Source organism: Acinetobacter sp. LipI_19 (assembly GCF_058242925.1).
The window spans coordinates 1,889,702-1,914,410 of sequence record NZ_JBZAYK010000001.1 but is presented as its reverse complement, the minus strand read 5'-3'; the positions used below and the strand labels follow the sequence as shown (position 1 = coordinate 1,914,410).

Annotated in this window: 30 protein-coding genes; 29 read left to right on the top strand and 1 reads right to left on the bottom strand. The window is 38.7% G+C overall.

Annotation, left to right across the window (positions count from 1 at the left end; genetic code table 11):
- Positions 1-57: 57 nt before the first annotated feature.
- From AC4CVF_RS09270 to AC4CVF_RS09130, 29 genes are all read left to right on the top strand, one after another.
- Positions 58-534 (top strand): DUF2280 domain-containing protein, encoded by a 477-nt coding sequence (locus AC4CVF_RS09270; protein ID WP_490789252.1) that lies wholly within the window; start codon positions 58-60, stop codon positions 532-534.
- A complete protein-coding gene (terL, locus tag AC4CVF_RS09265; RefSeq protein ID WP_490789251.1) occupies positions 512-2,038 on the top strand; it encodes a phage terminase large subunit in 1,527 nt (508 codons plus the stop codon). Before AC4CVF_RS09270 ends, terL begins: the two co-directional genes overlap by 23 nt.
- Before the next feature lie 8 nt (positions 2,039-2,046).
- On the top strand, positions 2,047-3,384 hold the full coding sequence (locus AC4CVF_RS09260; RefSeq protein WP_490789250.1) for a DUF1073 domain-containing protein: 1,338 nt from the start codon (positions 2,047-2,049) through the stop codon (positions 3,382-3,384).
- Positions 3,329-4,138, top strand: a complete 810-nt coding sequence (locus tag AC4CVF_RS09255) for a phage minor head protein (RefSeq protein WP_490789249.1) — start codon at positions 3,329-3,331, stop codon at positions 4,136-4,138. Before AC4CVF_RS09260 ends, AC4CVF_RS09255 begins: the two co-directional genes overlap by 56 nt.
- A 48-nt stretch (positions 4,139-4,186) precedes the next feature.
- Positions 4,187-4,378, top strand: coding sequence for a hypothetical protein (locus AC4CVF_RS09250; RefSeq protein ID WP_490789248.1), 192 nt, complete (start codon positions 4,187-4,189; stop codon positions 4,376-4,378).
- Positions 4,379-4,672: a hypothetical protein gene (locus AC4CVF_RS09245; protein ID WP_490789247.1), complete on the top strand. Its 294-nt coding sequence runs from the start codon at positions 4,379-4,381 to the stop codon at positions 4,670-4,672. It abuts the gene before it with no gap.
- A gap of 25 nt (positions 4,673-4,697) precedes the next feature.
- The gene (locus AC4CVF_RS09240; protein WP_490789246.1) at positions 4,698-5,888 is read left to right on the top strand and encodes a DUF2213 domain-containing protein; all 1,191 of its coding nucleotides are present in this window, start codon (positions 4,698-4,700) and stop codon (positions 5,886-5,888) included.
- Between the two features lie 12 nt (positions 5,889-5,900).
- Entirely contained in the window at positions 5,901-6,371 is a 471-nt protein-coding gene (locus AC4CVF_RS09235) for a structural cement protein Gp24 (protein ID WP_490789245.1), read from the top strand.
- A 3-nt stretch (positions 6,372-6,374) separates the two neighbouring features.
- A complete protein-coding gene (locus tag AC4CVF_RS09230; protein WP_490789244.1) occupies positions 6,375-7,355 on the top strand; it encodes a major capsid family protein in 981 nt (326 codons plus the stop codon).
- Between the two features lie 12 nt (positions 7,356-7,367).
- The gene (locus tag AC4CVF_RS09225) at positions 7,368-7,697 is read left to right on the top strand and encodes a hypothetical protein (protein WP_419329091.1); all 330 of its coding nucleotides are present in this window, start codon (positions 7,368-7,370) and stop codon (positions 7,695-7,697) included.
- Positions 7,698-7,706: 9 nt separating this feature from the next.
- Positions 7,707-8,090, top strand: a complete 384-nt coding sequence (locus AC4CVF_RS09220; protein ID WP_419329092.1) for a DUF4054 domain-containing protein — start codon at positions 7,707-7,709, stop codon at positions 8,088-8,090.
- A 9-nt stretch (positions 8,091-8,099) separates the two neighbouring features.
- Entirely contained in the window at positions 8,100-8,291 is a 192-nt protein-coding gene (locus tag AC4CVF_RS09215; RefSeq protein ID WP_490789243.1) for a hypothetical protein, read from the top strand.
- A 7-nt stretch (positions 8,292-8,298) separates the two neighbouring features.
- Positions 8,299-8,775, top strand: coding sequence for a hypothetical protein (locus AC4CVF_RS09210; RefSeq protein ID WP_209827000.1), 477 nt, complete (start codon positions 8,299-8,301; stop codon positions 8,773-8,775).
- A complete protein-coding gene (locus tag AC4CVF_RS09205; RefSeq protein WP_490789242.1) occupies positions 8,768-9,208 on the top strand; it encodes a hypothetical protein in 441 nt (146 codons plus the stop codon). Before AC4CVF_RS09210 ends, AC4CVF_RS09205 begins: the two co-directional genes overlap by 8 nt.
- Positions 9,209-9,273: 65 nt before the next feature.
- Complete coding sequence (locus AC4CVF_RS09200) at positions 9,274-10,041, top strand: hypothetical protein (protein ID WP_234623943.1); 768 nt, start codon at positions 9,274-9,276, stop codon at positions 10,039-10,041.
- Between the two features lie 6 nt (positions 10,042-10,047).
- The gene (locus AC4CVF_RS09195) at positions 10,048-10,359 is read left to right on the top strand and encodes a hypothetical protein (protein ID WP_490789241.1); all 312 of its coding nucleotides are present in this window, start codon (positions 10,048-10,050) and stop codon (positions 10,357-10,359) included.
- A 26-nt stretch (positions 10,360-10,385) separates the two neighbouring features.
- Positions 10,386-10,613: a hypothetical protein gene (locus tag AC4CVF_RS09190; RefSeq protein ID WP_490789240.1), complete on the top strand. Its 228-nt coding sequence runs from the start codon at positions 10,386-10,388 to the stop codon at positions 10,611-10,613.
- Positions 10,614-10,688: 75 nt separating this feature from the next.
- Positions 10,689-11,195, top strand: a complete 507-nt coding sequence (locus AC4CVF_RS09185) for a zinc ribbon domain-containing protein (RefSeq protein ID WP_234623946.1) — start codon at positions 10,689-10,691, stop codon at positions 11,193-11,195.
- Positions 11,196-11,284: 89 nt separating this feature from the next.
- Positions 11,285-15,289, top strand: coding sequence for a phage tail protein (locus tag AC4CVF_RS09180; RefSeq protein WP_490789239.1), 4,005 nt, complete (start codon positions 11,285-11,287; stop codon positions 15,287-15,289).
- A gap of 9 nt (positions 15,290-15,298) precedes the next feature.
- A complete protein-coding gene (locus AC4CVF_RS09175; protein ID WP_490789238.1) occupies positions 15,299-15,949 on the top strand; it encodes a DUF2460 domain-containing protein in 651 nt (216 codons plus the stop codon).
- The gene (locus tag AC4CVF_RS09170; protein ID WP_490789237.1) at positions 15,946-16,803 is read left to right on the top strand and encodes a DUF2163 domain-containing protein; all 858 of its coding nucleotides are present in this window, start codon (positions 15,946-15,948) and stop codon (positions 16,801-16,803) included. The genes AC4CVF_RS09175 and AC4CVF_RS09170 overlap by 4 nt, the downstream gene beginning before the upstream one ends.
- A complete protein-coding gene (locus tag AC4CVF_RS09165) occupies positions 16,803-17,225 on the top strand; it encodes an NlpC/P60 family protein (RefSeq protein ID WP_490789236.1) in 423 nt (140 codons plus the stop codon). Before AC4CVF_RS09170 ends, AC4CVF_RS09165 begins: the two co-directional genes overlap by 1 nt.
- Entirely contained in the window at positions 17,222-19,711 is a 2,490-nt protein-coding gene (locus tag AC4CVF_RS09160; protein WP_490789235.1) for a phage tail protein, read from the top strand. The genes AC4CVF_RS09165 and AC4CVF_RS09160 overlap by 4 nt, the downstream gene beginning before the upstream one ends.
- The gene (locus AC4CVF_RS09155; RefSeq protein ID WP_490789941.1) at positions 19,626-21,521 is read left to right on the top strand and encodes an SGNH/GDSL hydrolase family protein; all 1,896 of its coding nucleotides are present in this window, start codon (positions 19,626-19,628) and stop codon (positions 21,519-21,521) included. Before AC4CVF_RS09160 ends, AC4CVF_RS09155 begins: the two co-directional genes overlap by 86 nt.
- A gap of 1 nt (position 21,522) precedes the next feature.
- Positions 21,523-22,275: a hypothetical protein gene (locus AC4CVF_RS09150; protein WP_490789234.1), complete on the top strand. Its 753-nt coding sequence runs from the start codon at positions 21,523-21,525 to the stop codon at positions 22,273-22,275.
- 69 nt (positions 22,276-22,344) lie between these two features.
- Positions 22,345-22,617, top strand: a complete 273-nt coding sequence (locus AC4CVF_RS09145) for a holin (RefSeq protein WP_004823278.1) — start codon at positions 22,345-22,347, stop codon at positions 22,615-22,617.
- Entirely contained in the window at positions 22,604-23,107 is a 504-nt protein-coding gene (locus AC4CVF_RS09140) for a lysozyme (RefSeq protein ID WP_490789233.1), read from the top strand. Before AC4CVF_RS09145 ends, AC4CVF_RS09140 begins: the two co-directional genes overlap by 14 nt.
- The gene (locus AC4CVF_RS09135) at positions 23,108-23,404 is read left to right on the top strand and encodes a ubiquitination-like system serine protease family protein (protein WP_490789232.1); all 297 of its coding nucleotides are present in this window, start codon (positions 23,108-23,110) and stop codon (positions 23,402-23,404) included.
- Positions 23,405-23,905, top strand: coding sequence for a hypothetical protein (locus AC4CVF_RS09130; RefSeq protein ID WP_490789231.1), 501 nt, complete (start codon positions 23,405-23,407; stop codon positions 23,903-23,905). It begins immediately after the preceding gene.
- Positions 23,906-23,988: 83 nt separating this feature from the next.
- Here the strand turns inward: AC4CVF_RS09130 and AC4CVF_RS09125 are convergent, their stop codons facing one another.
- On the bottom strand, positions 23,989-24,519 hold the full coding sequence (locus tag AC4CVF_RS09125; RefSeq protein ID WP_490789230.1) for a hypothetical protein: 531 nt from the start codon (positions 24,517-24,519) through the stop codon (positions 23,989-23,991).
- Positions 24,520-24,709: the final 190 nt, after the last annotated feature.

The window sequence follows — 24,709 nt, the reverse complement described above, 5'->3', positions numbered from 1 at the left end:
CTTAGGGCTCATTTTTTTTGGCATGTTTCCTTGACCTACCTTGACGGATAGAGAGAAATGGCAATATTAAATAAAAAGCAAAAACTCTTTATCGTACGGTCACTTGCACAGTTTAATACTCCTCAAGAAACTGTTGTGCTTGTCAAGGAAGAGTTTAATGTAGATGTGACTAGGCAACAGGTTGAAACTTATGACCCAACTAAACGAGCTGGCAAGGATCTTAGTGCTGAATTTAAGGGTGAATTTGATGCTACACGAATAGAATTCTTAGACACACCTCAAAACATTCCTATAGCAAATCTATCTGTGCGACTTCAACGATTAGAGAATCAATATCAGAAGCATTCTAAGAATCGAGTAGCTGCTTTAAATATTCTTAAACAAGCTGCTGAAGATATAGGTGGTAAATATACCAATAAACAGGAAATAACCGGTGCAGGCGGTGGGCCACTTCAAAGTGAAAATTCAACCTATGTAACTGCCACAAAAGAGCAAGTAAGGCAGGTTATGGATGAACTCGAAAGTAAATACTAGCTTGCTGGAAATGCAGATAGAACAAGAACGTTGTGAAAAGGAGCATTTGTTCTTTACACGCCGTTTTTTTCTACCTCGTATGGGGTTTAAATTTTCAGTCAATTGGCACCATGAGTATATTGCCGACAAAATTGATGAAGTGATAACAGGAAAGGTTAAAAACCTAGTTATTAATGTTCCACCTGGTAGTGGTAAGACAGAGCTTTTAACCAATCTAATTGCTCGCGGTATTGCACGTAATGCTCGGTCAAGATTTTTATATTTGTCATATTCTCAATCATTGGTTGAGGATGTTTCAGCAACTGCACGAAATATTGTTAAGTCAGAAGATTTTCAAAACTTATGGCTAGTGAAAATCTCCACCAGTACGGATGCAAAATCAAGCTGGAAAACTACTGTTGATGGTTACGATGCAGGGCATGTTTATTCTGCATCAATGGGTGGACAGGTTACAGGTCGTCGTGCTGGTACTTTAGCGAATGATGGTTTTACCGGGGCAATTATTCTTGATGACCCGTTAAAGCCCGAGGATGCTTTTAGCCAAACGGCTAGACGTAAAGCAAACCGTAAAATTCTGAATACGGTCAATTCACGTAAAGCACGTTCTGATACACCGATCATTTTAATCATGCAACGTTTGCACGATGAAGATCCAACAAACTTTGTGATGACGGGTAATGTTCCTGGTGAATGGGAACAGATAAGCATACCTGCATTGATTGATGATGATTACATTAATCAATTGCCTGCAATTATTCAGCGAAAAATCCCGCGTGATGTTGAACGAGATGAATTAGGTCGTCAAAGTTATTGGCCATTGAAAGAATCATTGCAATCTCTGTTGCAGTTAGAAAAGGGTGGCCAAGATAAGGATGGAGCCACTGTCTCCCGTTACACCTTTGCCAGTCAATATCAACAAGCACCTAAAAAGCTTGGTGGAGATTTGGTTAAAGCTGAATGGTTCGGTCGGTACCTTAAATTACCTGTTCTTAAATGGCGGGCAATCTGGGTTGATACAGCGCAAAAGACCAAAGAGCATAACGACTTTTCAGTGTTCCTATGTGGTGGACTTGGTCATGATGGCAAGCTTTACATTATTGATGTGAAGCGAGGTAAGTGGGAAGCACCAGAGCTGATCAAGGAAGCCAAGCTATTTATCAATAAGCATAAAGAATCCAATACAGAAATTGGCAAGCTTCGATACATGGCCATTGAGGATAAAGCATCAGGTACAACGCTGATTCAAACCATTTCAAGACAAACTACATTGCCGATCCGAGCCATTCAACGAAGCACAGACAAACTCACACGTACAATGGATGTGGTTTTTTATGTTGAGGATGGCATGGTGATGTTGCCAGCATCTGCGCCATGGCTTTTGAACTATGTAGAAGAAATAGAAGGGTTATCCGCTGATATGACACATGATCATGACGACCAGTGGGATCCAACAATTGATGCAATAAATGACACTGTTGCAAGTAAGCCAACTGTATTTGATTAGGAAAAATTATGGCTAAGAAGAAAAAGCCTGACGCTATCGGCGATGCAGGGGCTTACACTAATTTTGTGTCTAATATCGGCACAGGTCGAGACAAGGCATCATATGGACATTTCGTGCGCCGTGATATTGCTGATGATCAGCTTGAAGCGGTTTATCAGGATTGGTTAGCGCGCCGTATTGTAAATCGTCCAGCAAGTGACATGCTTCGTGCTGGATGGTTCTATGAAGGTATTCAAGGCAATGATTTATTAAAACTTACAGAAGCTTGTGAAGAATTCAATCTGAATAAGATTTTACTATCTAGTTTGATTTTATCTCGCTTATACGGTGTTGTTTATGTATTACTTGGAACGGCTGACGGAAAAACTTTAGATCAGCCATTTGAGCTGAATAAGCTTGGAATTGGGAGATTAGAGTTTTTCACTGTGATTAAGAAGAAATATATAACGGCCGATAAGACCAAGTACTTACCACCTCAAGAGTGTGGTGGATTGCTTAAACAGCCTGAGTTTTACAAGTTACGTTTCGATGATGTTAAACCGGAGCAGAGAATTCATCACACAAGATTAATTAAGATTTGCCATGCGGATGTGGTGAATGAAGAGCCTCAAAGCATCTTACAGGAAGTGTATAACGACCTATTAGACCATGCTAGTGTGAAACGTGGTGCTGCAAGTCTAGTCCATGAAGCAAAGATCGATATTATTAGGACACCAAGTTTGATTGAAAAAATCACAGATGATCTTAGAGCAGTAACTGACCGTTTTCTGAGTGTGGGTTTGCTTAAAGGCTTAAACGGCATGTTGGTTTTGGATAAGGAAGAGGAATACGACTCTAAGTCTTATACATTCGGTGGCTTGCCTGAAATGATGCGTGAATTTTCGATTCAAACCTCAGGCGCAGCAGATATTCCATATACCATTTTGTTTGGTCAATCACCTGCAGGTTTAAATGCCACAGGTGAGCACGACACTCGTAATTACTATGATGGTATTGCTACAAAGCAGACATGGGATGTAAAGCCGGTACTGATGCAATTTTTAGCTTTGATTTGCCAAGCTACATTTGGTCGGCAATTTACAGGCTTGAATGTGGTTTTTAATCCATTGTGGCAATTGGATGCAAAGGTACGTTCTGAAGTTGAAAAAAATAATAAGGAGCGAGACCAAGGCTATCTAGATATGGGCATTTTGACCGAACCACAAATTGCTCGTCAGCTACAAATTGACGGTGTTTATTCTGTGATAGATGACGCTCATATTAAGTTGCTTGAATCGATGGTGAATATAGATGACGACAATAATCCAACTGCTAAAGCCCCAACTCCAACAGATCCAGAAGAATAAACGTGGCAGAAAGCCAAAGCTAAAGCCAATTAAGGTTAATCGCCGTACGGAGCTTTATTACACCAGACAACTTTTAGCGATCGCTCAATATTGCCAAGAGCAGACCAAAGAAATAGTTTTACCAGCAATTGGTGAAAATATTGGTGATAGTTGGTTCAGTGAGATGTTCTCGAAAATTCGAGATAAGATTGTTCGATATGTTTCTGAAACATCAAAACCATTAGCAACCAAAGTTGTAAGTGATGTAAGGCAAGAAGTGGATGATCAAATTGCTAAGCACACCAAATCAGTTATTGGTGTTGATCTAACACCCTTATACCAAGCAAGTGATATTCAGCTAACAGTCGATCAGTGTATAGCAGCCAACGTATCTTTAATTAAATCGATACCACAACAGTATGCCGATAAGTTAGAGGCCTTAGTTTTAAATGCTTTGCAGACAGGCCAGACCAATGAAGAACTTGCTTTAGAAATATACAAGCTTGGTCAATCTACAGAGTATCGTGCACGTTTAATTGCTGCCGATCAGATGGGTAAGATTAATTCTAATATCAATAAGCAGCGACAATTGGCTTTAGGCGTTGAATCTTATACATGGCAGACTGCCAAGGATGAGCGAGTGCGAACAGATCACAGAAACAAGCAAGGTAAAACTTTCAGATGGGATGAACCGCCAAGCGGTGGCCATCCTGGTGAACCTATTCGTTGTCGGTGTGTGGCGTTGCCAAATTATGAGGATATTTTGGTTGAATAAATTTTATTACTTTCATAAAGTTGATTCTTATTAGATAGGAATTTTATTATGCAAGTTGAAATTATTAGTCATGATCATTTAGCAATAGATGCGAATTTAGAAATTATTCCTCGTATTGGTGAGTATTTCATTGGTTCAAATTTAAATGGTGTTGAAGTTTCAGGCACTGTACGTGATATTGAGCATAGTTATAATGCCACTCAAGGTCGTCACTCTATCCGAGTGCATTTGAAGCCTTGAATGATATTGATCATTGACCCACTTTGGTGGGTTTTTTATTGCCAACAGAAAGGTGATGTCATGCGCAGAAAGAAATACTCCAAGAAGCGTTTTTATCGACGTTTAGAAGCTCAAAAGAAAAATATTAGATATATTGGCTTTGATTATGGTTGTGGTGATTATTCTTTAACTTGGAATTTAGAACCATGGCGTAAGGCGTTGAAAAAAGCAGCGAAAGTGATGGTAAGTTTGATTGGTGAAATATCTGAGAAACGATTTAAACATTTGTATTCATGTAATCCAAAGAGCCGATAGGGCTCTTTTTTATTGAGCCTTATTTATGAAAATCCTATATCAACTAAAAATTGGTGACTTTGCGCCAAGTGAATCGTCACGCTCATTTACCAAAGAAGGGTATTTGAAATGTGTCAATGTTCGCTTGGCCAAAGCCCCACAAGTACGTCAGTACTACGCCTACGAATTCCCATCATTAGAGGGATTCACGGCAGATCAGAACATCAATGTCTACACACCTGCAGATGAACTTTTTAAGCCTGAATCGGTTGCAAGTTTTAATGGTGTAGATGTTACTGACTATCACCCACCTAAAAATGAAATTAATGCGTCTAACTGGAAGGATTATCACATTGGCTATTGTGAGAACGTGCGCCAAGAAGGTGACTATTTGGTGGGTGATCTTCTCATCAAGGATAAAGTCAGTATTGACCTAATTCAAAGCAATGAGCGCATTGAAATGTCGCTTGGCTATGCAGCCATATTAGTAGTTGAGCAAGGTATGGCGCCAGATGGTACGCCGTACCAAGCGAAGTTTATTAATTTTACAGGCGATCACATGGCACTAGTGAAATACGGTCGCTGTGGTGGTGATTGTCGCATCGGTGACCAAAAACCAAACCCAAAGGGGAAAACAATGGAAGTAGAAGTAAATGGTATCCGCTTCGATATCGGTGATAACAAACCTTTAGCGGATGCTTTAAACATTCAAAAACAACAATTGGAAAATTTAAAAGCCGCCAAATTAAAAGTAGGCGACAAGCAATTTTCTATTGGTGATGAATTACCAGCAGTGCAAGCGGTCGTTGATCAATTACACACTGATAAAGCAACGCTTGAACAGAAAGTCGGTGATTTAGAAAAAAATCAGATGACACCTGACAAGTTAGAAAAAGCTGCAGCGGAACGTGCAACTGTTATTGCTGATGCCAAAGCATTATTACCAACTGTTAAAACAGAAGGCTGTACATGCGAACAGATCAAACGTGAAGTAATTGCATCAAAAACAGGTGACAACCTTGTGACAGCAGTATTAGGTGGTGTTGCTGTGGGTGATGCAAAGCCTGATCAAGTTGATACTGTTTTTCGAGCGTTGTCAGCGGTCAAAGGTGTTACTCCAGCAAACCCTGTCAATGATGCGCTCAATGTTCAGCAACAACATAAAATTGGTGATGAAAAGCCTTTAGGTCAACCACAACCAAGCTCAAAAAAAGATGCTTGGAAACAAAAACTCTAAGGGGAATTGAGTATGTCTTTAACACCTCAAGCGATTCCTGGTATGCGTGCACGTTTGCACATGCCTGAAGAAATCCTATCTTTGCCAGTCTCAGGAGATGGGGTTTTAAGTGATGGTGATGTTGTTGTGCAATCATCAGATGGAAAAACAATTAAATCTGTAACTGATGCATCCAATACAAAATTTGGAGTCATCGTTTTCCAGCACATTGGAAAATCGGGCAAAAATTCTAAAGGTAAAGAAGCGTATCAAAAACTTGATTGTGCACCGATCATGCAAATTGGATCTGTTTGGGTAAAACCTACAGCACCAGTGACCAACATCAACGCAAAGGTATATGTTCGTACCTCAAACCCAACAGCCGAAGCGCCGTTGGGCTCTTTATCTTCTGTAGCTACAGATTCAACTGAATTACCAAATTCAGTATGGGAGACCATCACCGGTTCTGATGGTTTAGCAATTCTTCGTTTACGTGGAGCGTAATACATGTCTAAAGAATTAGAACAAATGAAGCTTCGTTTATCTGCAGTAGCACATAGTGTTAAAGCTGCAGTGGGTGATGCATTCAATTTAGATACATTTGCCAAGTTACTGATCAAACTTGAATCGGTAGATGAAATGTCGCCACAACTCGCAGAAGCACAGGCCTATGCTAAATACTTACCAATTGAAGGTTTAGCTGGTGCGGTGGTTGGTTCAGCCAGTGTTTTGCAACGTAAACGTGGTGCTGGCCGTGGTAAACGTCACTCTGGTTTAGGTAATGATGTGCCTTTGGCTGAGGTAATGTATGACGAAGTAAAACTCACCGTACAAGTTGGTGTGATTGGATATGAAACTTCAATCTTTGAAACTGCCGCCGCTCTAAAAGCTGGAATTGCTTTAGCAACCGACAAAATCACTGCAACACGTCTAGCTTTTGAAAATCACATGAGTGATGTGGCGTGGTTTGGTGAGGCTGAAACAGGTCTGAATGGCTTTTATAATCAAACTGGTGTGGAAGTATTGGCATCAACTGTTGATTATACAACTGCAACCATTGAAGTAGTTTTGGCAGATATTAATAAAGCCATTAAAGGTGCAAATAATGCATCTAAGTTTGATGGTAGTGTTCAGCCAGATACATTTGTAATGCCTGAAAATAAATTTACCATCTTGGCCAGCCGTATTGTTCCTGATTCAGCGGGTAAAACCTTCCTTGAATACATCAAGGAAAAGAACACCTTTGCGATGCAAAATAAAACACTTAATTTTGCTTCAGAAACTTATTTGGAAGGTAAAGGTGTTGGAGGAACAGATCGAAGCATTATTTATCGCCGTGATCCAAACTGCATAACTTTCCGTTGTAATGATTTGGAGTTCTTAGCAGCACAGCCAATCAATTATGTGATGCGTACACCTGGGCATTATATGTATGAAGGTGTTTATCTAAAACGTGTCGACTCTCTTCGTTACTATGATGTTGAATAAGGAAAAATAACAATGCCAAAATTGACATACAGCGGCTTACAAGCCGCTTTTTCTTTTGATGGGATTCAAGTTGGTAAAGATCAAACCATTGAAATTACAGCAACAGATTTAAAAAAAATCTCATCGGGTAAAGTTTTTAAAACTTTACTTGAATCTGGTGATGTTTCAATTACAGAAGATTCCAAGACTAAATCAACTGGTAGCAAAGCAAAAGATGATGGCAAGGGGGATGATGCAGCATTAGTCGCTGTTAAAGGTGAACTTACCCAGCTAGGTATCACATTTACGGATGATGAAACTCTTGAACAACTTCAGGCGAAGTTAACCCAAGCAAAGGAATAAGTGGGAGCTATGGATCTACAAGCATTTAGAGAAAGATTCAAATCAGATTCTCAACTTTACAACTCAAATGATTCAGAAATTCAAGATGCTTTGGAAGAAGCTGAACTTGTTGTTTCAATTATTGAGTTTGGGAAACTGAAGGAACGTGCTGTAGGTCTATATGCAGCACATATTCTTAAAGTTCAAAAATCCAATCCAAATGGTACAGCCATTTCCAATGCTTCGAGTATGTCGATCGCTGGTCAGAGTGTGAGTTACGCTCGATCCTCAAAAGAAACATTCTATGATCAAAGCATTTATGGCCAACGCTATTTGGCATTAAAAAATTCAATCCCAATTGATGATAAAGGCACAAACCCTAATAGTTTGGGTGTTGGGGCATTTGTCATTTAGGAGTAAGTAATGTTGTTTAAGTATCTAGCACCTGATTCTTACAAACCCACATGTATAGTGATTTCAGGTCAATCCTATTCATTAAAAAATGGAGTGGTTGAGGCAAAAGAAGATATTTATTTTGCCCTACAACCTTTGGGTTTTACACGCTATGTAGATGAACCCAAAAAAGCAGTAACAGTGGCAATAACTAAAAGCTAGGTGATTTATGGTTGATTCTGTCGATGTTCATATTCAACTGAACGAAGAAAATAACCGGGTGAAAGTTGAAGTACGCAGAACGATTACAGCATTAACCTTAAAACTTCAGCGAATGGTTCAAGAAGATATGTTGAGCGGACAAAGGCTGAATGTTCAATCAGGGCGCTTACGTGGTTCGCTTGCTTCAAAGGTTGAAGAAACCGGCGGTGTGATCGAAGGAATTGTTTCCGCTGGTGGGGCTCATGTTAAATATGCTTTTATCCATGAGTTTGGATTATCTGCTGCCATAAGTATTAAAGAGCATTTAAGGCATATCAAGCAAGCATTTGGCAGACCAATCACCCCAAGAGATGTACTGGTTAAGGCGCATAGCCGTGTTGTGAATTTTAAAGAAAGACGGTTTATGCGTGATTCTTTAGATGAGATTGCCAAGATTGTGCCTAAAAATATAGATAAAGCGATTGAACGAGGTCTGAATGGATAGTGAAAGTATTTACCAAGCTTTGTTTAATCGGCTTTCAAATATACAAGGTATGGTTTCAGTCAGTCGGCGTTTAAAGCATTTTAATCATGTTCATAATGATCAACGACCAGCATTATTTCTTACCCAAGGGAATCAAGCTGAAAATCCCGTCAAAGGATTAAACGCTAAGATTATCCTTAGTGCTGATTTGTATTTATATGTTTTTGAGGCAGATCCAGTTAAAGCGATATCAACACAGATTAATACCTATGTTGATGCTATCCGTGAAGCCATTAAACCTGAGTTTCCAGAAATATGTGAATATCAAACCTTAAATGGCTTGGTTGAGCATTGTTGGATCGATGGAACAATTGAGGTCTATGAAGGTGTTGATGGAATGCTGGATGGACAAGGTATTGCCATCATCCCAATTCAAATTTTAACAACTAACTAAACTTTTCACCCTAATTTATAACCGCCTTAATTGGCGGTTTCGTCATTTTTAAGAGGTCAAAATCAATGGCTCAATATTTATTTGGTGCAGGCAAAATCGTTGCTACACCGATCCAAGATGTTTACGGTAAACCAATCAGCAATCCTACACCTATTGAAGTGGGTGTAATGCAAAGTACATCAGTGGATATTTCATATGATTTAAAAGAATTATTTGGACGTGGCCAATTTGCTGTAGATGCTGCACGTGGCAAAGGTTCAATTAAATGTAAAGCTACAATTGGTCGAATTAATGGTGCTTTGCTTAATTCGATTTTCTTCGGTGGTGTTGTTGCAGATGGTGGTATTGAGGTTATCACTCAAACTATCAATGGTGAAAAAATTGCCACTGGTGGAATTGTTACGCCTGTTGTGCCTAATGCTGGGACCTTTGTTAAAGATATGGGCGTGACAGATGGTAAAGCTATTCCACTTACACGTGTGGCATCTGCGCCAGTTGTGGGTCAATACAGTGTAGATGAGGCGACTGGTGCATACACATTTGCAACTGCTGATGTGGGTAAAGTGGTATTTATCTGCTTTAAATATTCGGCAACAGTGGCAGGTGCAAAGTCAGGCTTAGTCAATAACCTTGATATGGGTTACACACCTGAATTTTCAGTGAACCTGCAGCGCGAATATAAAGGTAAGTTCATGGGCATGGAGTTTTTCCGCTGTACCAGTAACAAACTTGGGTTTAGCTCTAAACAGGATGATTACGATCTTCCTGAATTCGAATTTCAGCCGATGGCTGATGATTTAAACCGCGTTTTTTCTTGGAATACTTCGGAGTAATAACCTATGCAATTTAAAGAAATTGAAAATCCACGCGGCACTACAATCAAGATTGATGGCCAAGCGTTTGTATTTGCGCCGTTGTCACTTGGTGCAGTTGAAAAGCTTTTACCAGCATTGCAAGGCTTTCAGCCAAATGATGTTGGTACAGTGATTGATGTCGCGCATAAATCATTGAAGCGTAATTATCCGGAAATCAGTCGTGATAATGTTGCAGATTTGATTTACATGGATCAGCTGGAAGAGGTGATGGGTGCTGTTATGGCAGTATCAGGACTAAAAAATAATAAAGCTGATGCAGGTGAATCGGGGGAATAGACTGGGAGGAGCTTTATACTCATTTAATGATGACGACTGGTAAGGATTATGACTATATCCGTGATCAAATGGATTTACCAAGAATCAGCGCATTAAATGAGTATCAAACAAAGTTTCCTCCCGCAGATGTTGGCATTCAGCGACTTTGTCGAATTTTAGAAGCATTTATGGGGATTGAAGATAATTCACAGTCTCAAGATGATGTTGATGAAGATGATTTAGAAGAAATGTTGAGTGCCTTTCCGCAAGGGTGACTTCGGTCGCCCTGATTGATTTTTATGTAACAGTTGGTTAAGATTTGTGTAGCTTTATAAATTAGATATCAGAAAATGGCATTAATCAACTGTAAAGAGTGTGGTGCACAAGTTAGTACTCAAGCTAAAAATTGCCCGAGTTGCGGTGCTAAAGTAAAAAAACCTACATCAATTATTACTTGGATATTTTTAGGTTTAATAGTATTTGGAATCATCGGCGCAATGGTTGGTGGTGGGAATTCTAGTTCAAATTCATCAGCATCTGGCGAACCATCATTATCTCCTAAAGAACAAGCACTTAAAGATTTAGATTTTAAGTTTGATTGGAGCAAGGGAGGATTTGATAACATTATGATGATCGATATGACAATTAAAAATAATGGAACTAAAGATATCAAAGATTTCACAGTTGAATGTGAGCACTCTTCAAATAGTGGCACTAAAATTGACAGTAATAAACGTCAAGTTTATGAAATTATAAAAGTTGGTGAAACCAAGAAATTTAAAGAATTCAATATGGGCTTTATACATTCACAGGCAACCTCATCAAGTTGCGGGATTACAAATTTAGTCGTTATGTAATTTAAATATAATTGGATTTTTAAAGTTCAATACTAAATATTTATCTAACCGATCCAATGGATCGGTTTTTTTATGCCTAAGGAAAAGTTATGGCCAATGAAGTTGAAGTAAAAATCACAGCCTCTACGGATGCACTTTCCGATGGTATGAATGAGGCAACTAACAAAGTTCAATCTGCTGCAGCTGATATTAACCGTATTGCAGATACGATAAAAAATGCCTTTGATGGTGTACGTGTTTCACTAAAAAATATTGATGTTAGCTTAAACATTGATATGAGCGATGTTCAACAAAAATTGAGCAATGCAGCCAATACCATTAAATCACGCATTAATAGCATTGTTGATGAAGCTTCAATCAAATTGAAAATTGACACAACAGCATTGGACTCCGAAATTGGCCATGCAGAAAACTTGATTAGATCTCGTTTGTCTTCACTTCCTATTCAAAACGTTAGATTAGATATCGATATTCATGAGATTCAACGCCGTTTGAATCAAATCAATAATCAACAGGTTAAAGTCAAATTAGGCATCGATCTAAGCCAGTTGCGCACAGAGTTACAACAGGCAAAGCAAACTGTATCAACAACATTGCAATCTGTATTTTCTAATGCAATTCGAATTACAGTTAATTTGCCTTTATTGTCAGCACAGCTAAATCAAGCCCGCACTATGATTCAAAGTGCAATTAGTCGTCTGCAACACACCAATATCAACTTGAATACAGTTATTAATGTTGATGCCACTAGTACAATGTTGCGCGGATCCTTGGACCGTTTAAAAACGAGTATTGATCATTTAAGGACTCGAATAAATTCTGGCGGTGGTGGTTCTGGAGGAGGTTCGGGTGGTGGCGGTGGTGGATCTGGTTCGGGTGGTGGCGGTGGTGGCAGTGGATTAGGAACAAGTGTCCTTGGTAACTTCCTAGCGAATATGGCAAGTGAGCTGGTACTGCAAATTGGTGCATTAACTGGTGAAGTAATCCGGAATGCTCGTGAAATTGAAAATATGTCTCGCCTTGCTAATGCGACAACGCAAGAGTTTCAAGAGTGGTCTTTTGCTTCTAATTATGTTGGCATAAGCCAAGAAAAACTTGGTGACATCATGAAGGATGTTAATGACAAGTTTGGTGAATTTATGCTCACTGGTGGCGGAGAGATGGCAGATTTCTTCGAGAAGATTGCCCCTAAGGTTGGTTTAACTGCCAAAGCATTCCAAGGTTTATCTGGTCCTCAGATTCTAGGTAAGTATTATGATGCATTACAAAAGGCTGGCCTTTCTCAAGCTGAAATAACAACTCAAATGGAAGCATTAGCAAATGATTCAACATTGCTTTCGCCACTATTAGAAGATAATGCCAAGAAATTAAAGGAATATTCGAAACAAGCACATGAACTAAATATTATTCTGAGTGATGAGGCAATTCTAGCGACTAAGGAATTCGATTCTTCCTTAAGTTTAATTAGCGCGACGATTAAAGGCTTGCTAGGGCGATTGGTTGCAGAGTTAGCGCCTGGTCTAAAAGACATGGCCAACAATTTCTTATCATCTGCAACCAAGTCTAAAGAGGCTATTGATGGTTCAATCACTGCAATTGTTACGATTTTTGAAAGTTTGTTGGATAGTACAACAAGTATTATGCAATTAATTTCTGATATCTGGAGTGACCTAACAAAAGACATTGGTGATGGATCAGTTCAACAGATAACTTTCATGGATCTTTTGTCAGCAACACTAAAATCTTTAGCAACAATAGTTGTTGGTTTAAAAGTAGGCATTCAAATTTCATTTGCAACAATTCGAGCAGTAGTAGTTTCCGTTTGCCAATACATTTCAGCATCAATTTCTACAGTTATGAATGTATTTGGTGGATTTAGAGATACCATTCAATTTGGTTTAGATGTATTGGGGATCAAATTTAAGACATTTGGAAACATTGTTGAGAATGTATTAAATTTCAATTTCTCAGGTGCTAAAGCAGCCTTTGAACAAGGGTTCAATGAACTCAGTTCAATTACAGATAAATACACCTCAAAAATGGGGCAACGAGTTGAATGGCTTAAATCTGACTGGACAAAATCTGCAACAGGGGTATCAACTGCAATTAATTTGATGGGACAAACGATCTCGGATTCTGCCAACAAAGGTGGTGAATTAATTAAAAATTTATATTCACCTGATACTGACAAGGCTAAAAAAGAAACTCGATTATTGTCTACATTCGATTCAAAGCGAGGAGTAGGAACAGGAACCAAAGATGAAAAGGATAAAAAGGAAAAATCAGAATCTGATAAACCTGTAAGTAACCGCCTTATTGGTATTTCTGGGAATACTGGTATTGGAACAGGGGCCCATTTAGATGTTCGCTATTCTGGTAAAAATGCACCAGTAAGTGCAGAGCATTTGGCGAGATTACAGGCTGGTGGTAAGCCATTATCAGCTTACACAATGACCTCAGGCTATGGTACACGTAAGGCTCCTACAGAAGGCGCTTCAACTTTTCATAAAGGTATGGATTTTGCCATGCCAGTTGGCACACCTATTACTACAAACCACAGTGTAAAAAGTGTTGAGACATCAAACAGTGGAAAGGGTGGCTATGTATCAAAAGTGACTTTTGGTGATGGAGTTATTTTAAGTTTGCTTCATCAGTCACCCGATGTGATGAACAAAGTACCAAAGGGTGAAACTAAGGGTACTGCAGGCAAAGGGGCTAACTCTAAAAATGATGATTATTTTAAATATGTTGAGGAGCAAAATCGTCAAACTGAAAAGGCTGAAAAAGAACGTCTAGAATTAGCTTATAAGTATGCTTCTGAGCAGGAAAAAGTTCAGTCGGATTTAGCTAAAGAGATTGATCGTATCAATAAATCTACGGCATCTGATGATGAAAAACGCGCATATACAATTCAGGCTGAAAAGGAAGCAAATGAAAAACGTGTTCAATTGGAACTTGAGGCTTTAGAAAAGAAGAAAGTTATCAATGAACAAGATATTCAGTCACGCATTGAGTCAGCTCAGCGAAATTTCGAATTGTTTAAAGCTATCTTAGAGTCTGAACTTGATGCAGGTCGGATTACCAATGTTGAAAAAGTTCAACTAGAAAAGCAGTTACAGGATCAGCTTTATCAAATTAAACGTGATGGAGCTTTAGAGCGTTTAGATCTAGAGGCAGATAAGGCAAAATTAACAGGTAAAAATGATGGACTGGTTTCAGCAAATAATAATATTGCTGAACTTGATAATCAAAAGGCCATTAATGATGTGAGCGCACCAGGTCTAATGACCGAAGCCCAAATGAAAGACTTTGATAAAAAGTTCGGCGGTCTAACTTCTAGAATGTCAAATTTGTGGGACCAAGGCATGCAAGCCATGTTGAACGGAACCTTGACGTGGAAAAATGCAACGAATGCGATTTTTTCTGAAGTTGCCATGGAATTTGTTCAAAAAATGGTGACTAAACCCATTCAGGATTATATGTCAGGTTTAGCCAAAAGACTTGCTGTAAAAATGGGTTTCATCAAAGCTGAAACTGCAGCAGAAGTAACTGGCCAAGCTGCACAAACCACTGCTGTTGTAACAGGCGAAGGCATGAAAACCGCAGCAACTTCAACAGGTGTTTTTGCCCGGTTAGGTTTAAAACTCATGGAAGTTCTTAAGTCCATCATGATGTCTGCATGGGAAGCAATGGCAGCAGCTTGGGCGGCACTATCAGCAATTCCTATAGTAGGTCCAGCACTTGGAGTTGCAGCAGGTATTGCCGCATTTGCAGGGGTATCTGCAATTGTTGGAAAGGTATCATCTGCTCGAGGAGGCTTTGATATTCCTGCAGGTGTAAATCCAATGACACAGCTACATGAAGAAGAAATGGTTTTACCGAAGCAACACGCCAATACAATCCGCGCCCTGGGTAAATCAGTGATGGGTGATGGTTCAATGCCTATGGCCCAAGCAAGTGCAGGTGATACTGGATCAATGCCACAAGTCAATATTCAGGCTTGGGATTCTAAAGACTTAAAACGCTTTATGAAGAAACACGGGCGTGAGTTGGCTGGAGGTTTGAAAGGGTATAACCGCAACTTCGGTAAATAAGGAGTTTATATGTCGGATGAATTATTTCCTGAATTACCAGGACTAGAATGGGAGCTTACAAAGACTCCCATTTTTAATACCAAAATTATGACTTCGGTGAACGGTCGTGAGCTTCGAGCAAGTTATCAGTCTGTACCCAAGTATGAATTTACAATGTCTTATGCTTTTTTACGTGAAAACAAAGGGCGTAAAGAATTGCAGATTCTACAAAGCTTTTTCGAGGCTCGCCGTGGTGCTTTTGATTCATTCCTATATAAAGCACCTGATGACAATGAGTTTAATTGTTCTTTTGTTGGTGATGGGGTTACCACAACTTATCAACTTTATAAATCGCAGGGTTTAGCTCAAGTTGCTCTTGGAAACACACTTGAAGATACACAACCATCTAATCCAGATATGTGGAATCAAATTGAATCAAAAGGAATGTGGGCTACTGTGGAACAAAAACCTATGTGGAGTGCTGACACAGTTGGTGTGACGAAGAATGGCAAGATTGTACTTTCTGAACCATTAGTAGATGGACAGAAAATACATATTTCAGGAACGTATTATTATCGCTGTCGTTTCAAAGATGATGAGCAGCAATACACACATTTTATGTCCAAGCTTTGGAAAGCCTCAAAAGTTGAAATGATTGGATCATTGGGGATGAAAATATGAGAGCAGCTTCAGCAAAATTAATTACTCTATTGGATGCAGATCAGTTTCTAATGGCCGATCTATATACCATCACTACGGTACAGAACCAAATTTATCGATACACAGATTACGATTTTGATTTAGTGATTGGCGGAAATATCTATAGCGCAGATGGTCCATTGATCAAGCGCGAAGGTTTCAATCTGTCACTAGGTGTTGAAGTCGATAATTTATCAGTTTCGATAGAAACGACTGACGATGTTAAATTTGATCTGTTACCTATAGTCCAAGCGTTTCACAATGGACAAATGGATGGCGCTCGCTTCAAATTAGAACGTATTTTTATGGATATTAATACACCTACAGATACTAGTGCAGGGGCATTATTGTTATTTGAGGGACGAATTATTGAGCCTGATCTTGATCGATATATGATCCAGCTTAATGTAGCTTCTGACCTTGATGATTTAAGCGTACAAATGCCTCGTAACTTATATCAGCCAAGTTGTTCTAATACATTGTTCGATGGTGCATGTGGCTTAAATCGGCTTAACTATGTTGTAGAAAGTACCATTCAATCAGGAAGCACATCTTCTCGAATTATTTGCAATATCACTCAGCCACAAGGATGGTTTACACAAGGTGTAATTGAATTTTTGGAAGGTGGTAATGCTGGGTTAAAACGAACAGTGCGTTTGCATGAGTCTGGTGTATTGCTTTTGACTTTACCGTTGCTTGAAGCCCCTCAGTTAGGTCAGCGTATTAAAGTTTATCCTGGTTGTGATAAACGCTTAGAAACCTGTATGAATCGTTTTAGCAATAAAGCAAAGTTTCGTGGTGCTCCTTTTGTTCCTGTTCCTGAGACTTCAATTTAATGAAAAATTTGAAAGCTGTTGATGAAGCTTTAACTTGGCTTGGTACACCTTATCACCACCAAGGACGAGTAAAAGGTGTTGGTGTAGATTGTGGGACATTAATTTGTGAAGTCTATGAAAAAGTAGGATTGATGGATTATCTTGATCCACGGCCATATCCACCTGATTGGCATATGCATCAAATGGGTGAACGGTATTTAGAGCACATCAAAAGTGTATGTTTTGAAGTCAAAAAACCGCAACCTGGTGACATCGTTCTTTATAAGATTGGCAAATGCGTTAGTCATGGCGCAATTGTGATCGAGTGGCCTACTATAATCCATTCCTATATCAATCTTGGAGTCATTATTCAGGATGGTACAAAAGGAAGTTTAGCCCGGCGAATAGCTGGGTTTTTTCGTATGAAGAGGCTAAAAGAATGAGTGGATTATTTGGTGGAAACACAATAAGTACTTCTGATACTCGCATTAATTCTATGCGAGTCCAGCAATCTGCATATGGTCTATGTCAGCCACTTGTTTATGGTAAAAATAGACTTGCCGCCAATATGTTTTGGTATGGTGATTTTCATTCTATTGCCAAAACTACAACAACCAAGTCAGGTGGTAAAGGTGGTGGATCTAAAACCAAGAATACAACTTACACGTATTACACTTCATTAATGCTAGGGCTTTGTGAAAATAAAATCAAAGATATTGGGATTATTTGGCGTGATAAGGAGCAGATTGTAACCAAGACTGAAAAGGGGGTTCAGCTTAAACCAATAGATCAAATTGGATTTGAGCTTTACAACGGAAATGCTAATCCAATTTGGGGTTATCTACAATCCAAACATCCAAACGAGGCAATTAATTACCCATATCTTGGATATGTAGCATGTGCAAATTATGAATTAGGTGGCAGTGCAAGTCTTGCTAATCATAACTTTGAAGTAATTAGCGACATTACATTTTCAAATACGATTCATGATGCTAATCCAGCAGATGTAATTGAGGACTTGATTACCAATCCACGTTATGGCGCTTCTCCTTATTTAAGCATGAATGATCTTTCAGAGTTTAGGACCTACTGCGCTGCAGCAAATTTATTAATCAGTCCAGCTTTGACAGAACAACGTGAAGCACATGAAATTATCAATGAAATTGTTGAGGCAGTTAACTGTGCGGTCGTACCAAGTCCAGATGGATTGAAAATCAAGACTTTTGGTGATTCAGCACTCACTGGTAATGGCCATACCTTTACGCCTAATTTAGAACCGGTATATCACTTAACTGATGATGATTTCATAGGTGAAGATGAGCCTGTACGGGTACGCCGTAGCCGTGATACTGATGCTTTTAATCATACACAGATTGAATATATAAACCGTTTTAATCAATACAATACTGAAACGGTAGAAGCAAAAGACCAGGCGAATATTGAAATGTTTGGTTTGCGTACTGAAGATCCAGTAAAACTTGAGATGTTCTGCGAGCCTAAAATTGCCAGACATGCAGTGCAACTGCGTTTGCAACGACTTTTGTATGTTCGGAATGAATATGAGTTTAATTTAGGTTGGAAGTATTGTCGTCTTGAGCCTATGGATATCGTAACCATTACAGATAAATCATTAGGTTTAGATAAATTTCCTGTACGAATCACACGTGTTGAAGAAGATGAAGAAGGAATGCTCACAATTACCGCTGATGAGTTAGCAGTAGGCTCTAGATCAGCGGTTGAATATGATTTGCAATCTTCAAATGGCTACCAAGGAGGCAATGAAGAACCAGGCAATGTGAATGCACCTGTAATTTTCGAACCGCCTTTAGACTTAACCAATGGTGTAAATCAAATATGGATAGCAGCATCAGGTGGGCTTAATTGGGGTGGTTGTAATGTTTGGGTGAGTTTAGATAATACGACTTATGAGCGTATTGGTACGATTTATGGTTCAGCTCGATATGGCATACTCACAACAGATATCAATTCCAGCACAAACACAGCACAAATTCAGTTGAATACTTCGAGTCAGATTTTTAGCGGTACAGTAGAGGAAGCACAAGTAGACGCAACACTCTGTAAAATTGGAGATGAATTTGTCAATTATGTTGAGGCAACATTAAACGGATCAGGCTTATATACTTTAAGTGAATTATATCGAGGCCGATTTAACACTGCCCAATCTCATTTAGCCGGAGAGTATTTTGTTAGGATTGATCGGGCCATATTTGAATATGACTTTAATCAAAATCTTATTGGTAAGCAGGTCTTTTTAAAATTCACAAGTTTTAATGGGTTAGAACAAAAGGAACAAACTCTTGATGAGGTGGCTTCTTATAGTCACACAGTTAGTGGTGGTACACCTTCTAGTGTTAAAGGGCTTTCTTTGCAATCTGCATTTATTGGAACCAGTTTTAAAGTTCAATGGCAAAGTACTGCAGGCGCATCTAGTTATATTGTTCAAATTTTATCAGGTGGAAATCTCTTAAGGACAATTGAAACTACTAATACGGACTATAGTTATTCAACAGAAGAAGCAAAAGTTGATGGTGTTCAGCGTTCTTATACGATTCGCGTGGCCAGTAAAAATGGAGACGTAACAAGTTCTTATGCTGAGTTAAATATTAGCAATCCTGTACCACCTCAATTACTGAATGTTTATACGTCAGCAACGAAAGACTCTATCACAGTAACTTGGATGCCAAGTGAAGCACCTGATTTAAAAGATTATCAAGTTTGGGTGAGTACGAATCCTAATTTTGATCCAGATGTATTACTTGCAAGTTGGACAGGGACAGAGAATGCTTGCACGATTAATAAACTACAATCTACGACCACTTATTATGTTCGTGTTACAGCGCGAGATGTTTGGAAAACAACATCTTGGAATTATTCTACGCGTATTACACAGTCTACGACTGAAAGTTAGAAAGTTAAATCAACTTAATGGCACCCAACAGGGTGCTTTTTTATGGATTAAATTTATGCCAATTCCTGAAAAAGACACACTCATAGGAGCTAGTGTCACTGAGAAAGGATTTAAGATCGCCATGGGTGTAATGGTTGACAGCTTAAAGCAAAGAGAAAATCAGTCTGCTATTTATGATACAGAATCAGAGTTAAAATCCAGCAAGCTTGAACAGCTTAAATTGAGAGCCAAAGCTTTAGACACGGGGAAAGTTTTTGAATGGAATCGTACCAGTGCAAGTGGTGCAATTCCAATTACAGGTGCTTGGACGGACTTAGGTTTAGGTGAGCTAGATCAAGCGAAAGTTTATACTGATGAAAAATTAAGTAGCGCTGCAGAGAATTTCACTGAATTGGTAAGTGAAGCCGAAACCAATGCAATTGCATCTGCTGCAGAAGATGCTTCAAATAAAGCATTAGCAGCTGAAACTAATGCCATTTCTCATACTGATGGAAGAGTTGGCAGTATTCCTACTAACAACATTATTCCTTTGGCAATGGATGAAATGGGAAATATACCTGTTTGGCTCGAAAATGGAGATCTTGATTTTGCAGGCAGCAAAACCATTGGGAAAAGTTCATTTTCATCCATCATCCCACTTGCAGTTGATTCGGCTGGAAATATACCTGTTTGGCTTGAAGATGGATCTTTAGGGTTTTCCTCATTAAGTTTAAATACGCTTAATTTTCTTTCGAATTATTTTCAATCCCGTAAATATCAAACCAATGTTTTTATGGGGCAAAGGCCGATCTATACGGACTCAACATCATTACGTCAATGGAAAGCCAAAGCTGCCAAGATTAAATCAGGTATTAATGATCAATTGCGAGTAGTTCTTGCTGGTGATAGTTGGGCTGAACATAGCACGATAGCTACTGAACTTAAAACGATTCTCCAGACAGCATACGGTGAAGCTGGTTCAGGTTGGATCAATCTTGGTACTGAGCGAAATATGCTTGATGGTATCACTATTACCTATGGATCTGGTTGGACTGTAAATGATCTTGATAATACGGCTGCTGCATTTCCATACGGTAGTGGTCCAGACGGATTTACGCGAACCAGCACCACAGCAGGTTCAACAATCACGCTTGCTAATTTGACTAAGGGTGATCAACTAACAATATTCTTTGGAAACACAAGCGGTGTGTTCTCATACACGATTAATGGTGTCGAAACGAATGTCACTGCAAACTCAGTAAAGAAAGTACAAATTACTTTAAACAGCGCTACTTCTGTAATTCTTAAAGTGATCAGCGGAACTGTTTGCTTCTTTGGGATGCATATGAGAAAGACAACGGGTAGCGGTGTCGAGCTGAATAAAGTCGGCAACGGGAATAGTACAGGCCAGGACTATTTAAAGATTTCTCCAGCTGGACAGTCTGAAGTGGCCAGTTTTTTAAATCCTGATGTATTGATTATTATTTTGGGCACAAATGATTATCGACGGGGGCATTCTGTTGCTAATTATCAAGCGGGAATAATGGCCATGATTGACGGTTTTAAATCATCAGCACCAAATTGTGCGGTTATTCTGATCGCACCAGCACAATCAAGTGTTGCATCACCGCCAATACCTTTGGTTAATTTTGTGGAAGCAGCATTCGAGCTGATCTATTACAGACAAACAGAAGTCTACAACATGTTTGATGATTGGGGTTCTTACGTTTTAGAAAATACAAATGGTCAATGGGTAGATACTTTACATGTTAGCAAGTCTGGAGCATATAGACTTTCGCGACAAATTTTTAAACGGTTTTTGGAGATTTAATATGAATGGTTATCTTAAAATTGGTGGTGTATTGCCAACCAACCCCAACTATAAAAAAATCACGGATATCGCTCTGTTACCCTCACTAAATCGTGAAGGTTTGGTGGCTGGGTATTCCTTAAAAGAAAATAGTGTTTTTAACTTTGCTACAGGCACAAATTCTCAGCTTGTAGGAAGTCAACCAGGAAAAGGTGCAAATGGTCTATTTTTAAATAGTTCATCCTTTATTGATACTGGTATTCAAAAATCAGAAAATTATACTTATTTAGTTATCGCACCAAGAACCGCCACTTTAGGCGGTTTTTTAATGGGTGATTATATTCATAGTTCACTCTCATCAACGGGTGTTGAGCAGGGCACAAGTCTGTCAAGTCGTGGTGATGTTTATGCAGGTGTATCAACAGGACTTGCTCAAGCATTCGGACTACAAGATACGAATGTGGCAGGTGATTTAACTTTATTTATATATTCATGTACAAAACGAAGTGATTCAAGCCATCTACAAACTTATGCGAACTTGCAGGGAGGACGAGACATATTCTCAGAAAGGACAGCAACAAATCTTTCGAATGTGGTTAATAACACAGTCGGGATTGGTTGGACAAAAAAAGCAGCAACTTTAAATTGGGATGTGAATCAACGAGAGATTTTATATGCTTGTTTGTACAATAAAGGCTTTTCTAAAGCAGAGTTAGAAAGCTGGGCTTTAAGCATCAGACAAGAATTACTGAATCTCAAGAATCTCACTATTTAGAGCTTTAGCTTTAAAAATCAAATAGCACCCAATAGGGGTGCTTTTTTATTGCCAAAAATAGGGGGTTACATGTCTGAAACACAGGCAGCAATTGAAGCGAGTGCGGTCGCAATCACTCAAAAAGTTACGGTTACAAGTGGCGCAACATCATTCTTCGCATTCTTGGCCAAGGTTGATGTAATCGCTTGGGGCGGTTTATGTGTGGCATTGATAGGCTTATTTATTCAGCTGTACTTTGCGATTGCTAAAAATCGACGCGAAAAAGTAGAGCACGAAATGCGTAAAGCAGAACATCAATTACGAATCTTAAAATTAAAGGATGAATGTAATGTCAAAAACTAAAGTTTGGGCAGTTGGTCTAGCAGCTTCGGCTGCTTTTTTTGCATCTTTAATTGGCTATGAGGGGTACAAATCAAAGCCATATTTAGATAGCGCTAAAGTTGCAACAATAGGTATCGGGTCAACATCATATGAAAATGGTACCAAGGTCAAAATGACTGATAAGCCCATTACAAAGGAACGTGCGGTTCAAATTGCCAAGGCTCATATTGCCAAGGATGAAGTTGCATTTCGCAAATCATTATCAGGCGTGAAGCTTACTCAGACTGAATATGATGTGTACCTAGACTTCGTTTACAACTATGGTCAAGTCAATTGGAATGGGTCATCGATGCTTCGTAATTTGAAAGCAGGGCAATATAAACAAGCTTGTTCATCTTTACTGAAATATAAATATGTTGCCAAGCGTGATTGCTCAATCCGATCTAACGGATGTTATGGGGTTTGGACTCGACAAGTTGAGCGGCATAAGAAATGTATGGGGGCGCAGTAGATGAGCGAATTCAAAAAAGTAAGCAATGTCATGCTTGAATCGAATGGGATCTACTTCATTGAATGTCCTGGCTGTAATTATCTTCATCCCTTACATGTTAGTCCACAGCATAAAATACGTTGGGAGTTTGATGGGAATTTAGATAAGCCAACTTTTAGCCCAAGTTTGATGGTCAACAGTGGTCATGCAAATCAATGTCATTCATTTATTAGAAATGGTCAGATTCAATTTCTCTCTGATTGCCATCATCAATTGGCTGGTCAAACTGTTGATCTGCCAGAAGTTGAGGAACTATAAATGCAAGCATTCTTAGCGAAATTTTATGAAACCGTCATTATCACAATGGCGGTTTTTTTATTGTTGGCCATAACAACTGCAGGTGTTCAATCATGGCGTGTAAACCACTTTAAAAGCGAATACACATTATTGAATGCAAAATACAAAACAGAAGCTGCTGAAGCCAAAGCACTGGCAGAACAAGCTAAAGCTTCTGCAGCAATCAAAGAAAAACAATGGTCTGAACAACAGTTAAAAGCGGAGCAAAACTATAATGCTAAAATTAAACAAATTGAGTCTGATAGTCGCCTTGCTAGTGCCAGCGCTAACAGCCTGTCAAAGCAACTCAAAATTGCAAGCAACCGCTTGCCCAGTGCCTCCAAAGAAACCATCATTGAATACTCCACTGCCAACAGTGACATACTCGAAAAGTGCGTCACTGAATATCGAACAGTGGCAGAAAAAGCTGATGGACACGCAGCTGATGCAGAAAGATTGAGGGAGGCATGGCCTTCTGAATGATGGGAAATTTAGTCTAATGATCATTGAGCATAATTTAGCATTATTCAAAATATAAATAGTTAAAGCTTTTCTGCATTTAATGCTTATTCACTTGTTAGTGCTTTTTTTCTTTCTAATGCAGTTTGAAACATGCATGCTCTCGTCGCAACAGATGCTAATACTGTTTGGGGGGTTATATCATTAAAATAAATGTAGGATTCTTTTTGGCTTGTTAAAACGCTATCTCCTCGATAAACAATCATATTCAGTAAGGCTGAACTATAGTTATAACAGTCGATATTGTATTGTTGTTTTAATTTATCTCCAGTTCTGAGTTTAATTGACTGCAAAATAGGTCCATCTTTTAAAACTTTTTGAGTAAACCAAACAGTAATAGTATTATCATTTTTTAAAATAATGTCGTTAGGTCTAAGTATAGTGTTTTTATTTATTTCTGGAGGGATTGCATAAAGACTTGAAAGAGTATTGGTAAGAAACTTATCTTCAGGTATTTTGTTTAGCATTTTCCTATATTTTATAACATCTTGATAGCTATAGTCATCAGGTTGAGAGTCACTGTTTGCATATGAATTCCCACAAATGATAAATAAAATACTTAAAATATACATTTTCATTTAATATCTCAAATAAGGCATTGATTAAATATCTACTAGAATAACCTAATTTTTCAATTAAAGTTATTCCTAGTATAAGTTGTTGAAATTAGATAACTTTTAAAAAATATTATCCGTAATTGATCGCATGCCTAACTCCTAAAATTAGAGTCAGGGCAGGGCAAAGAAATCACGCTATGGATCATTGATA